A 13,756-nucleotide genomic window follows, 5' to 3' on the forward strand; every position below is an offset into this window, starting at 1 on the left:
CTTTCCCCGGAGGCTTCATACCGTTTTCATCATGTTGAAACGGTTTGCTTCCATTCTTCTCTCCCTTCTCTTTCTCGGAGCTTCCGCCGGACTGGCCGATAGCAAGGTCACAGTCCCGGATATTTTGAAAAACCGCATTCCGTTGAAAAAAACGGAGCATCAACTCAACATCGTTTATTTCCTGGGCAGCGATACGGACCCCGTGCCGGACTACGAACGCCGCATCAGCGAACTGATGCTTTACCTCCAGCAGTTTTACGGAAAGGAGATGCAGAGGCACGGCTACGGAGCCAGGGCCTTCGGGATGGACATCAAGTCGCCCGGCCGCGTCAACATCATTGAATACAAGGCCGAGAATCCGGCCAGCCATTACCCCTACGAAAACGGCGGCGGATGGAAGGCGGCCCAGGAAATTGAAAAGTTTTTCAAGGCCAATCCGGACAAAAAGAAAAGCCAGCACACCCTGATCATCATGCCCACATGGAACGACGACAAGAACGGCCCGGACAATCCCGGAGGCGTTCCCTTTTACGGCATGGGCCGCTATTGCTTCGCCCTGGACTACCCCGCCTTCGACATCAAGCACCTGGGACAGCCGACCAAGGAAGGGAGGCTGCTGACCAAATGGTATGGCGGCCTGGCTCATGAACTGGGCCACGGTCTCAACCTGCCCCACAACCACCAGACCACGTCCGACGGCAAGAAGTACGGCACCGCCCTGATGGGAGCGGGCAACTACACGTTCGGCACCAGCCCCACGTTCCTGACCCCCGCCAGCTGCGCCCTGCTGGACGCCTGCGAGGTGTTTTCCGTCACGCCCGGCCAGCAATACTACCAGGGCAAACCGGAAGTGGAAGCCAAGGGCATTTCCATCTCCTTCAAGGGGGACCAGATCCTGATTTCCGGAAACTACAAGAGCCCGCAGACCGTCAAGGCCCTGAACGTTTACGTACAGGACCCTCCCTACGCCGTCAACCAGGATTACGATGCTGTCTCCTTCTCCGAACGCCTCGGGAAAAAGAGCGGAAAGTTCTCCATGAAGATCGACAGAAAGGAACTGGATGGGCTGAAAGACAACGAATTCCGCATTTCCCTCATGTTCGTGCTTGCCAACGGCCAGCAAATACAGAAGCACTTCAAGTTCCTGCGGGACGCCCTCCAGGACTACAAGGACACGGACAAATCCTGATTAAATCCTGGTTCCTGCGCCCTCCGTATGGGCGGACGGCAAGCTGAATCAAAGAAAAAGATTCCTTCTCCGGGCACTCATTCTCCCCGGCGGACTCCGGATACCCGTCTCATCCTTTCACCAGACAGGCATATGCACCCGGCGGGGAGGAACGTTATCAGAAACCATCCATCTCCGGAAAGCCAAGCGGTCATCCCGGCACACATCAGGGGAATCAATAATTATTCCTTCAGGTGCTTCCGCCAGTCGGAAGCGTTCTGATAATAATAAATCGCTTCCTTTTCAAGCTCCTTCATGCGGTCGTCCGGGGCCACTTCATTCCCGTCCCGGTAGAATTCCGCGCCGCGCTGGGGCTTGAGCACCACCATGTCGTCCCCCCGCAGGTAGCCGATGTACTGGTAATTGCTCACGAAGTAACGGGAACGGTACGAGGGTTTCAAGGCATCCTTGCCGTAGAAGGAGGCGTCATAAGGCCATTTCAACAGGCCCAGAAGCGTGGGAAGCACGTCTATCTGGCTGATCGCCGTCTCCCGCCGTTCCGGCTTCAGCAGGGCCGGAGCGTAAAAAATGGAAAAGATGCGGTGCGTTTCCGGATTGAGCGATTTTTTCCCGGCGCTCCCGGCGCCGTGGTCGGCCACAAAAACGAACAGCGTGTTGTCAAACCAGGGCTTGCTCCTGGCTTCCTCCACAAAGGCCCCCACGGAATAATCCGCGTATTTCACGGCTCCCAGGCGTCCGGTGTGGGAGGGAATGTCAATGCGGCCCTCCGGATACGTATAAGGCCGGTGGTTGGATGTCGTGAACACCACCTGCAGGAACGGCACTCCGCGTCCGCAGGACTCATCCGCCTCACGGATGGCGCGGCGGAACAGGTCTTCATCACAGACACCCCAGATGGTGGAATGGGTCACCTCGGAATCATCCATGGAGTTGCGGTCCATTACCTGGAACCCGTTGTTCCCGAAGAAATAATTCATGTTGTCAAAATAGCCGTACCCCCCGTAAATCCATTTGAGGTCATATCCCTTTTCCTTGAAAATGGAACCGATTGTCCGGAGGTTTTCATTGCCCTCCCGCCGCACGATGGACATGCCTGGCAGCGGCGGAATGGAGGTGCTCACCGCCTCCAGCCCCCGCACGGAGCGGGTGCCCGTAGCATACGTGTTCGGGAAAAAGATTCCCTCCCGGCCCAGACGGCTCAGGCATGGGGTGATGTCCTCCCCGTCCTTCCGGCATTCATTCAGGAATTCCGCGCCCATGCTCTCCATAATGACCACCACCACATTGGGGCGGATGGCCTCCCCGGCGGGGCGTACCAGCCTCTTCACGCTTCCGGCGGCGGCATCCGGCACGGAAGTATCGTCTGCCGTGAATTCCGCGGCCAGAAATTCCGCGGCGTCCTGGTCCGGCAGGGTCTTGTAATAGGTCCGGTAATCCAGTTCATTCTTGATAAAGGCACTGAAAAGGCTGTAAAGGCCGTCCTTGGCCATTTCCGAATTATAGCGGTTGCCTACGGAATCCGCGTCCTTAATGTCCACCAGCCAATAACCGCCTGTGACGCAAGCCAGCAAAGCGGCCACCACGCAGCCTCGCTTCCATCCGCGGGGGGCCTCCGCATTCCCGGGAACCAGGAAGCGGCGCATGGTCCAGGCCGCGAGCACGGAGACGGCCAGAATGCCCAGCAGAATAGGAACAATGGGGTAGGATTCGTAAATGTTCCCGATCACCTCCTTGGTGTAAATAAGGTAGTCGACCGCAATGAAATTGAAACTGGCCTCGAACTCGTTCCAGAAAAAGGCTTCCGCCACATCTTCAAACAGGTTGGCCAGCGCAAACAGGAAAAACCACGCCAGGGTAATCCAGCGGTCCGCCCTGCCTCCGGCCTTGCTGCGGGGCAGAAGCCACAGGTAAATGGCATAGGGCAGAAGCCAGTAGCACATCGTGATCAGGAACTCCGTTATGAAAATATACCCCGTTTTCAGCAAAGGCAGAAAACCGAAATCCATGTTGCGGTATTCAAAAAACACCGTAAACAGGTTTTCCACCACTTCAATCCCGAACGCAAACAGGAGAAACGGCCAAAACCTGCCCCAATAATAACGAATCATGGCCTCCATGAAATATAGTGGAGGAAACAAGTCGTCAATGTCACATTACAGCATCAGGACAACAAGGCTGTCATCCGGTTTTTGAGCGGAACGCGTCTCCCCTCCCGGCAGGGAGGAACGTCCGGCAGGCGTCTAGAAAATTCCGGGATCAAACCACGTCCAGCCCTGAATCCCAATCCTTCCAGACGGGTTCCAGCCCGGCGCCCCGGATGGCGCAGACCACCTGTTCCGGAGAACGCTGGTCTGAAATTTCAAACTGTTCCGTCGCCTTGCAGCGGCCCTTCTTTTCTTCGGGCAAATCCACCCTGTTCCCCCGCACCGTCAGGTGGGCCGTGGCCGTTCCCACCCCCGTGTAGCCGCCCGGCTCCGTCCGGGCAATGGCGGACATGTGGGTCATGCCCAGATGCATCAGCGCGTTTCTCATGGGCTCCGGCTCACGGGTGCTGACGGACATGCCTATCCTGGGGAAGCAGATGCGCAGGGCGGCCATAAGCTGGACAAAATGGCGGTCGTCCAGCATCAATTCCGGATCGGGTTCATACTCGTAATTCCCGGCGTAGGGACGCATGCGCGGGAACGCCACGGAAAGCGCGGACTTCCAGCAATGCTTCTGCAAATAGTCCAGATGGGCGGCGAGCGCCATGGCCTCCCGCCGCCAGGGGGACAGGCCGAACAGGGCACCTATCTGAATGCGGCGGAAGCCGCCCTGGTAGGCGCGTTCCGGGCAATCCAGCCGCCAGTTGAAATTCTTCTTCATGCCCGCCGTATGCAGGGTTTCATACACCTCCCGGTTGTAGGTCTCCTGGTACACGGCCAGTTGTTCCGCCCCATGGTGGACGATTTCCGCATAGCGGTCGTCCGGAAGCGGTCCTATTTCCAGCCCCAGCGAGGGGATAAAGGAATGCAGCGCGTCCAGGCATTCCTGCATGTACCCGTCTGAAACGAACTTGGGATGCTCCCCAGCCACCAGCAGGATGCTGCGCAGGCCCAGCCCGTACAGGTAGCGGGCCTCCTGCACCACTTCATCCACCGTCAGGGTGGTGCGGATGATGGGATTGTCCCGGGAAAAGCCGCAATACTTGCAATTATTGATGCACTCGTTGGACAAGTAGATGGGGGCGAACAGCCGGATCGTCCTGCCGAAATGCAACCGGGTCAGCCGCCGGCTCTCCTGCGCCATCGCCTCCAGCCGGGCGTCGTCCACAGGTTCCAGCAGGGACATGAAACGGCGCACGAGGGGAGAGGGATGGGCCGTCAGTGTGCTTAATTCTTCAGAGAAGGGCATAAGGATAACTAATCAGGAATGAGAGAGGACCGATCCCTGTGCGGAATCTCCGCACCGTCGCCGGGAGAGCCAATTTGCTCCTTTCTGCACCGGGGATTCCATCCTTTACCGTGTCATTTCCCGGTACGGCGGGATTCCGGGAGAAAAAGGGAAGCTGCAAATCGTCGTGACAGACGGCCTTCCGTGGACTAATCTGGCCTTATCCTCCCATGACCTCCACGCCGAACAGCCTTTTCCGCCATTACCTTGATTCCCTGATCCAAAGGGGAACCACACGCGCCAGCCTGACGGAGGAGGCCCGGGACGTCCTGAGAACATGGTATGTAACCGCCAAAAAGGGAAGCCGCGCACATTCCCCGTCTTCCCCGTCTTCCCCGTCTCCGCGACCAGAACCGCAACCCACAAAAACACCGCCCCCAAGTACAAATCCGGAGCTTTTCCCGGAAGAGCGGAAACCGTCTTCCTCCATCACGCTGCCGGAGGGAACAATGGAAGACAAGCTGCAATACCTCAGGGACCTGGCCCAAAACTGGAAGCCTGCACGGGACCTCAACTCCCTGCGGGATACCATGGTCTTTGCCACGGGCAATCCCCATACGCAGCTCATGCTGATCGGCGAAGCTCCGGGGTACTATGAAGAAGTGCAGCGGGAACCTTTCGTGGGACGGGCCGGGGAAAAACTCAACCAGATTCTGAAAGCCATGGGGCTTTCCAGGGACATGGTTTATATTTCCAACATCGTCAAATTCCGGCCTTCCCTGCCGAACCAGAGAACCAACAACCGCGCCCCCACGCCGGAGGAAATAGAAGCCTGCCTTCCCATCATCATGCATGAAATCCAGGTCATCCAGCCGAAGATGATCATTGCCCTGGGAGGCACTGCCGCAGTCGGCCTGCTGGGGGAACAGGGTTCCGTCAGTTCCATGCGCGGCAGGTTCCACGATCTCAACGGCATTCCCGTGCGCGTCACCTACCACCCAAGCTACCTGCTGAGGTCGGACAATCCGCGGGAAAAGCGCAAGGTATGGGAAGACATGCTGGCCGTGATGGAACGGATGGGCATGCCAGTCTCCGAAAAGCAGCGCGGCTATTTCCTGCCCAGGGAATAAACTCCCTGCTCCCTTTTACACATGCCGCAGCCAAACCGGAAGAACCCGGCGGCCTGCCCCTGATGCGCGTCAGCGTGCCGAGCGCCATTTGCAGAAACCGTGGGAATTCCACCGCAAGACGCCATGCGCCCCGGCTTTCATATTCCCTCCCGCGCCGTGTCCGAGCCGGGTACCATGAAGAAACGGCAAAAGCGTCCGGAACAGTCAGGCTTCCCTATCCATGGAGTTCCTCCTTTTCCGGCACTTCCCAGAACAGAGCCGCCCTCTCACGGCTTACTCCCTCCATATTCAAGTACCGTGCGCGCAGCAGGGCGGAGGAACGGTGCCCCATTTCCATCTGAAGCAGGGGGAAATCCCTGAACCATTTGGCATGGAAGGAAGCGTAGGTATGCCTCAGGACATCCGGCCTCCATGCCCCGAACCTGCCGCCGCTTCCCCACCCTGCTTTTTTCCTGAGCTGCCTCCAGCGCAGAAGCCAGTTCGATGGACATAAAATCCTGTTCCCTTCCGGAATGCCATACCCCGTCAAAAGCCGTTCCAGCACGGGCTGAACGGTAACATGGCGCGCGCCGCCCGTCTTGCTTGCCAACGGTCTTACGGAAATCACCCTTTCTTCCAAATCCACATCCCGCCACCGGAGGCGCGCCACCTCTCCCGGACGGATTCCGGCATACATCATGATCCAGACAGCAGGAGCGCAATCACGGAATTCGGGAGATTCCGCTGCGTTCCTCAGGCATTTTATCTCCTCAGGATTCAGTACGGCAATGACCTGCTCACGGAAGGAAGGAACATCCACCCGGGCCAGAGGATTTTCTCCGCACCACCCGCGCCGCAGTGAAAGACTCAAAACCCCGCTCATTACAGCCCTCGCCTTGTAACGCTGCCTCCCTGAAGAAAAGGCGGATTCCAGAAAACGCGAACAATGCTCCGGAGTCAGTTTCCTGACCGGGAAGTTCTTTAATTCCGGGCATCTGCGCATCAGCGCGCCGGTAAAGTACCTGATATCCCGCAGGGTGGCGGGGCGCCGCCCGCACTTCACTTTCAGCGTTTCATCCACGGCGGCCGCAAAGGATACCGTCTGTTCTCCGTTTTTCAGTTCCTCCGCTCCCAGCTCAATGGCCTTTCTGGCACGGCGCATGCTGCATCGGGAACCGCCGCAGAGCTGCACCAGCTCCAGAGCCAGGGTAGCCGCCTCCACTATATTCAGCCCGCTCTCTTTCAACAACATTTCCGCCGCCAAATATTCGGCGCGATTTTCGATATGTTCCCTCATTCGAGTAATGTAATTGTAAAATAATGTTTTATGCCTCACAGGATTGCCAATCCTGATAGCAAGTAAAAAAACTACAATATTTCATATTTTATGGCGGTTTTAGAATTAATTCATCATGTACAAATTTCAATCTATTTGTTAGATTAAAAACATCGACGCTCCCGTCCGGGAAAAAGGAAAGAGGACTTTCTAACAATATGTAAACGAGACAAATGCATTCACGAACACAGGATTGGCAATCCTGTATGTAGGTGTTGGGAAGAAAAAGGCATTTCTATCCTTTTTCTTCCCGATGAACACAAACATACCAAATCATGAATCCTCGTTTACCACTACCTCTGCGCCGGGCTTTACTGACAGCCATGTGCGCCCTTGGCTGCCAGGCTTTCGCAGCCGAATACACCGCTTCCAATCTGGAAGAATTCAAGGAAGCCTGGAACCAGCTTGCTGATGGAGATACGCTCAAGATCACCGGAGCCATTGACTTCCAGGGAACGGACCTGACGGCATTGCCCGCAGACGCCCGCATCACCCTTGCCTCGGACGGCCATGGCACCGTCTCCAATTTCAACTACGGGGACATGTCCTCAGTCTCCATGCAGAATGTGAATGTAGCAGGGACGGGAACCGTCCGGGTCGGCAACATGACGGACGGCATGCTCAGCGGAACGGATGAAAGTGGAATCATCCTTTCCATAGAAAGCGGCTCCACCCTGGACGGCACATGGTTGTTGCTGGAAAACAACAAGCTGGTAGCGGGAGACGGCGTCTTTCTTGACGGCAACAATGTCACCACCGGACATTCCACCTCCATAGAGACAAGAATCGACCCCGAAACGGGAGCCTTCATCTCCACGGTTGTCACCAATACTCCGGGAGAAATTGCCATGGAACTGGGAAAGGATGTCTGGATTGATGAAATGGACTTGTCCATGGACGACGGCGTCCGCGGTAAAATTGTCTCCCATGGAGATATTTCCCTGTCCGATTCCACTCTCATCTCCACTGGGGCCGTCAACACGACATCCGTTTATGAAGACGAAGATTCCAAGATCCTGATCGGCAAGTCGGAATCCGTGGGAGCCACGGGGGGCATCGATTTCAGTGCCGGCGCCGTTACGATGACTGATACCGATCTGAGTACGGCAGGAGACGGCGACCTCTATACCGGCGGCGACATTCTCCTGGGAGACGGCAGCGACATTTCCGCCACGGACCGGGCGGAAATCACCACGGGAGCCCTGGTGCTCGCGTCCGGCATTTCCATCCAGGACAACCAGGGCCGCTACCAGCCCGGAACCAGCATTCAGGAATCCATGGGGCTGTCCGGCGACATATTCATCGGCAGCAACAGCTCCATCGAAAATTATGATCTGGATGCCGAAGGCTCCATCTTCATAGGAAATGGCGCGGAACTGACCTCTGTCACGCTGGACGCCATTTCCGTGGAACTGGATTCCGTCTCCATCTTTGAAAAGGAAGACGGCTCCCGAACCGTACACATGACCACTGCCGTGGGCGACCAGGCCACTGTTTCCATCGGCGACCATTCCACGCTGAATGACGTGGACATTTACGCAGAGGGCGGAGACATCTACATTGGCAGCAACACCACCATCACCGGGGACAACGACCTTTCCGGCAGCCAGATGGCCGACATCTGGGCGGCGGATACGGTGGGAGATATCGACGATGAAGGCGTTTCCACCCGCGGGACCATTTCCTTTGAAGGAACGCTCAAGCAGGATGCGGAGGGCGACTACGTTCTGGCCTCCGGAGAATACAGCGAAGGCACCTACGGGGGCAGCATCGTCATCGGCAACAACGTCACCCTGACCATGACCACCGTCGCGGCGGAAAATACCATCACGCTGGGTGACAACGTCACCTACCAGGGAACGGAAGATGCCTCCGTTTACCACATGAGCGCCTTCAGCGACTCGGACAACAGCCTCATCCAGGCCAGCATCAGGGACACGGATGAAAATGGAAACATCCTCAACGGGACCGTCACCATTACGGAGCGTGAGAACAAAATCACCACGGGCCGCAACAATACGTTCATGAACAGCACGGCTCCGGGCAGGTCCGCCGCCATGGATATTTCCAGAGGGGGAGCCCTGTATGCGCATGGAGACATCGTGATCGGAGAAAACAACCGTTTCATTGACAACTCGGCCTCCGGGTCCGGGGGCGCCGTTTTTGCCCAGAACAACATTGCCGAGACAATGACCTACGTTGACGGGGAACGGACCTCCAAACTGACCACGGAAGTTCTGGACATCGTCGTAGGCAACGGTTCCGTCTTCTCCGGCAACCGGGCCGGAGTCAACGGAGGCGCCATCGCCTCCGAACTGACGGCCAACCTGGCCTGGCAGGAAGGCGACAATGTGGACGACCTTTTCGAAAACGAAGGAGCCAATATCTGGCTCGGTAAAAACACGGTTTTCACGGATAATACCGCGGGCAGCCTTGGCGGCGCCATTCACCTGATGGAAGACCGCCTTCTGGTCATCGACTCCGGTTCCTTCTTCGACGGCAACATGGCGGGAGGTGAAGCCAATGACATTTTTGCCGAAGATGGAGCTGCCATCGTAGTCAATACCGACGCGGACGCAACCACCGTCATCAACAGCGGCATTTCCGACGCCGACTATTTCACCCTGGATGACGATCCGGAATGGGTCCGCGGATCCGCCAGCCTGGTCCAGCTGGGAGGCGGCAACCTGCTCTATGGCGGCAGAGACCAGGAAGACAACGGATTCGGCGGCGACTTCCTCCAGTATTCCGGAGCCGGTTCCCTGATCGTGGGCCATGTGGCCGAAATTGACAACGAACTTGTCGTGGAAGGCGCCCAACTGGGCGTTGAAGACCTGACGGACTATGAAATCAACGGCAAGGGCATCATCCTGACGGACAATTCCACCCTGGCCGGCGATACGCTGGAACTCAACGGGAATGCCGTGGTGGAAGTGGGGGAAGGCTCCTCCCTGCTGCTCAACGACATCACGTTCAACGGCAATTCCTCCGTCAAGCTCTGGCACACTGACGAAGCGGGCAATGGACGGGATCTTACCCACACGGCCTCCGGCATCTCATCCGTGGACAACGTTACCATTACCGGGGCGGATGCGGCCGGGCTGCCCCTGTTCAACTCCGCCTTCGTTTCCACAACGGCCGCCGCCAATGAGGACGGCACCATCCGGCTGTCCCAGAACATGAAAGGCGTGGCTTCTCCCATGCAGGGATATTCCGGCAACGTTTCCGGAGTGGCGGCAGGCATGGAGCAGGTCCGGATGAACGTGCGGGACGGCTCCGCCGCCCACAGGTTCTTTGAAAACCTGCTGGGAACCTCCAGCGCGGATGCCGCGGCAGCCATGATCCAGTCCGTCAGCGGAGAAACCGTAGTCAATGCGGCCTGGGCCTCCAATGACGCCCTCAAGGGCTTTGCGTCCCTCGTCCGGACGCAGGGGGCACTTTCCGCAGCCCAGGGTCTGAACAGCCCGGCTGCCAGGCCCATGCAGGCCGTGGATGCCAAGGGTTCCCCCATCGCCATGGCTCCCGTAGCCTCCGGCCGCGGCTCCGTATGGGTTGGCGGACTGGGCTCCTGGACGGACCAGAACGCCCGCCACGGCATTGACGGGTACAAGTACGATGCGGGCGGCTATGCCGTCGGCGCGGACTTCAAGCTCTCCTCTTCCGCCCTGGCGGGGGTGGCCGTCGGCCAGTCTTTCGGCACTTTCCAGGACAAGGGAGGCTTCTCCAGCTATGATGCGGATTCCTTCATGGCCATGGCCTACGGCCGCTATACTCCCTCCCGCAACAAGAAACTGACCCTGGACGGATACGCCGCCTTCGGCACCACCTCCTTTGACGGAAACGCCCGCGTAGCAGATACCTCCGCCCATGGGGAGTTTGACGCGGACTCTTTCGGAGCGGCTGTTTACGCCACCTGGACGGAAGAGCTGGAGAACAAGCTGGTTATCGCACCCTTTGCCGGGCTGGAATTCATGACCGGGAAGACGGACAGCTTCACTGAAAGCGGCGACCTGGCACGCACCTTCAGCGGAGCCCGCGCCCAGAACTGGACTCTGCCCGTAGGCATTACCGTGTCCCGTACCTTTGCGGTAGGTACCAAGACCACCCTGACACCCGGAATCACAGTGGCTGTGGCACAGGACCTCAGCCGCATCAATCCCAAGGGCACGGTCGGCAGCGATCTGGGATCCTGGACGGCACGCGGCATCAATAAGGGGCGCACGGCCCTGCGCGTCAACGCCGGAGTCAGCGCCACCTTCGGCAGCCGCTGGAGCGCCCGCATCGGGTACTCCCTGGAAAGCCGAGCCGGCCTGACAGCCCAAGGCATCAACGGCTCCGTCAGCTACTCGTTCTAACGGAAAGCCGTTCCCGCCTTCCCGGTCTGCTACCCGGCCGGGAAGGCAATTTTTTACTTGGACATATTCTTTTCCATGAACTCATCAACCTCAATCCGCCCCGCCATTCTTCTGGGCTGCGCATGTCTGCTGGCTTCCTGCGGCGGCGGTGCCGGCAAATCGGACTCATCCGCCGTGGCCCCTCCGCAGACGCTGGAAACAGACAGCACCATCGTGATGACGGACGGCCACGGCGTATCCTACAAAATCACCTCGTCCAGCACCCTGGAAACGGGTGACGGCATCTTTTCCGGAACATACACGTATGCGCCCGGCGCCGCTTCCGCCCGGTTTTCCATGACACTGACCGAGAAAGACCGCGAACATCCCCGGACCGTTAAAAGTTCCGGAGAAATGACCTTTACCTCCGCCACGGAAGGAACTTACAAGGTAACAGACTATGATTCCTCCGCCATGTCTCCGGTAGGCCTGGGCGGCCCCTTCAGGATCACCAGGTAATGCATGCTTTTTCGGTATTATGTTGATAGCGGAGCCGCTCCCCCCGAAAGGGAGCGGCTCTCTTTGTGAGGAGAATTCCGTGCAAATACAAAGCCGGGCGGAAATAAAAAACCGCTTTCCCCGGAGGAGGAAAGCGGCCGGAAATAAAACGGATGGCATTTATTCACCGCTCTGGAGAACGGCGCCGCGGCTGGCGTTGGTAGCCAGCTTGCGGTACCGGCTGAGCCAGGAGGAGGAAACCTTGTTGTACGTGGGCTTCCACTCCGCACGGCGGCGTGCGATCTCATCCTCCGTCAGACAGGCGTTCAGCGTGCGGTCCGGAATGGAATACTCAATGATATCCCCGTCCTTCAGCAGGCCGATGAGGCCGCCTTCCGCAGCTTCCGGGGAGATATGGCCGATGCAGGCGCCGTGCGTGGCTCCGGAAAAACGGCCGTCCGTGATGAGCGCCACTTCCGCGCCCAGGCCCTGCCCCATGATGTAGGAGGTGGGAGCCAGCATTTCCTGCATGCCAGGGCCGCCCTTGGGCCCTTCATTGCGGATGACGACCACGTCGCCGGACTTTACCTTCCCGGCAAGGATGCCTTCACAGGCATCTTCCTGGGACTCGAAAATCACGGCAGGTCCGCGGAAACTCATCATGTCCGGGTGCACCCCGGCTTTCTTCACAACCGCGCCCTCCTCCGCCAGATTGCCGAACAGGATAGCCAGGCCGCCGTCTTTGGAATAGGCGTTTTCCAGCGGATGAATCACGGTTTCATCCGTGATTCCGCATCCTTCCACGGTTTCTCCCAGCGTCTTGCCGCTGACAGTCATGGCATCCAGATGAAGGGAGCCGGGAATCCTGGAAATTTCATGGATGATGGCGCTCACGCCGCCGGCGCGCAGCACGTCCTGCATATGGAAGCGGGAGGAAGGCGCCACCTTGCAGATGTTCGGGGTGCGGCGGGAAATGTCGTTGATGCGCTGGAGGTCATACTCCACTCCCGCTTCCCGGGCGATGGCCAGCGTGTGAAGCACGGTGTTGGAACTGCCGCCCATGGCCATGTCGATCGCAAAGGCGTTGTCAATGGCGTCACGGGTCACGATGTCCCTCGGCAGGGGGCCGTCCGCCTTCGCCATTTCCACGGCGCGGCGCGCGGTCTGCTTCCAGAACTCCTTGCGCTCCTCGGACGTCGCCAGCAGGGAGCCGTTGCCGGGGAGAGCCAGCCCGATCACTTCGCTCAGGCAATTCATGGAATTGGCCGTGAACATGCCGGAACAGGAACCTGCGCCCGGACATGCGCGGCATTCCAGGGAATGGAGTTCCGCCTCATTGATCTTGCCTGCCTTGAAGCGGGCCACGGCTTCGAATACGCTGTTCAGGTCCAGCACGGTGCCGTCTTCCGCCATGCCTGCGGCCATCGGGCCGCCGCTGCAGAAAATGGTGGGGATATTGCAGCGCAGGGCGCCCATGATCATGCCGGGAACGATTTTGTCACAATTCGGAATGCAGATCATGGCGTCAAACGCATGAGCGCTGAGCATCGTCTCCACGCTGTCCGCAATCAATTCTCGGCTGGCCAGGGAAAACTTCATGCCGCCGTGCCCCATGGCAATACCGTCACAGACGCCGGGCAGATTGAATTCCACGGGGGTGCCCCCCGCCTTGCGCACTTCTTCCTTGATCAGCGCGGCTACCTTATTCAGGTGAACATGGCCGGGAATCACTTCATTGAAGGAATTGCAAATGGCGATGAACGGGCGGCTCAAATCCTCATCCGTCATCCCCGTGGCGCGCATCAGACTGCGGTGCGGCGCACGCTCGAAACCTGCTTTAACTTTATCGCTTCGCATGGCAATATATTGTGGTGCGGGGCAAGTGTACCACATGACGGCGGGAAGAGAAGTTGAATCT

Annotated in this window: 8 protein-coding genes; 4 read left to right on the plus strand and 4 right to left on the minus strand. The window is 58.3% G+C overall.

All coding sequences use genetic code 11. The features are described from left to right. Positions 1-31 precede the first annotated feature (31 nt). Positions 32-1,189, plus strand: coding sequence for a hypothetical protein (locus V3C20_RS03390; RefSeq protein WP_130083602.1), 1,158 nt, complete (start codon positions 32-34; stop codon positions 1,187-1,189). Positions 1,190-1,410: 221 nt separating this feature from the next. Here the strand turns inward: V3C20_RS03390 and V3C20_RS03395 are convergent, their stop codons facing one another. After that, entirely contained in the window at positions 1,411-3,297 is a 1,887-nt protein-coding gene (locus V3C20_RS03395) for an alkaline phosphatase family protein (RefSeq protein WP_161981319.1), read from the minus strand. 148 nt (positions 3,298-3,445) lie between these two features. Further along, complete coding sequence (thiH, locus tag V3C20_RS03400) at positions 3,446-4,582, minus strand: 2-iminoacetate synthase ThiH (RefSeq protein ID WP_130083604.1); 1,137 nt, start codon at positions 4,580-4,582, stop codon at positions 3,446-3,448. A gap of 209 nt (positions 4,583-4,791) precedes the next feature. Between thiH and V3C20_RS03405 the strand changes: the two genes are divergently transcribed. Continuing rightward, a complete protein-coding gene (locus V3C20_RS03405) occupies positions 4,792-5,691 on the plus strand; it encodes a uracil-DNA glycosylase (protein ID WP_130083605.1) in 900 nt (299 codons plus the stop codon). Positions 5,692-5,905: 214 nt separating this feature from the next. Here V3C20_RS03405 and V3C20_RS03410 read toward each other — a convergent pair whose 3' ends face one another. Continuing rightward, entirely contained in the window at positions 5,906-6,967 is a 1,062-nt protein-coding gene (locus V3C20_RS03410) for a tyrosine-type recombinase/integrase (protein ID WP_130083606.1), read from the minus strand. Between the two features lie 314 nt (positions 6,968-7,281). Here V3C20_RS03410 and V3C20_RS03415 point away from each other — a divergent pair, with 314 nt between their 5' ends. Continuing rightward, positions 7,282-11,361, plus strand: a complete 4,080-nt coding sequence (locus V3C20_RS03415) for an autotransporter outer membrane beta-barrel domain-containing protein (RefSeq protein ID WP_130083607.1) — start codon at positions 7,282-7,284, stop codon at positions 11,359-11,361. A 75-nt stretch (positions 11,362-11,436) separates the two neighbouring features. Continuing rightward, entirely contained in the window at positions 11,437-11,859 is a 423-nt protein-coding gene (locus V3C20_RS03420) for a hypothetical protein (protein ID WP_130083608.1), read from the plus strand. 159 nt (positions 11,860-12,018) lie between these two features. On the opposite strand, the gene ilvD is transcribed toward V3C20_RS03420, so the two are convergent. After that, a complete protein-coding gene (gene ilvD / locus V3C20_RS03425) occupies positions 12,019-13,695 on the minus strand; it encodes a dihydroxy-acid dehydratase (RefSeq protein ID WP_130083609.1) in 1,677 nt (558 codons plus the stop codon). Positions 13,696-13,756 lie beyond the last annotated feature (61 nt).

Source organism: Akkermansia sp. RCC_12PD, assembly GCF_036417355.1.
In the GTDB taxonomy this organism is placed as follows: domain Bacteria; phylum Verrucomicrobiota; class Verrucomicrobiia; order Verrucomicrobiales; family Akkermansiaceae; genus Akkermansia.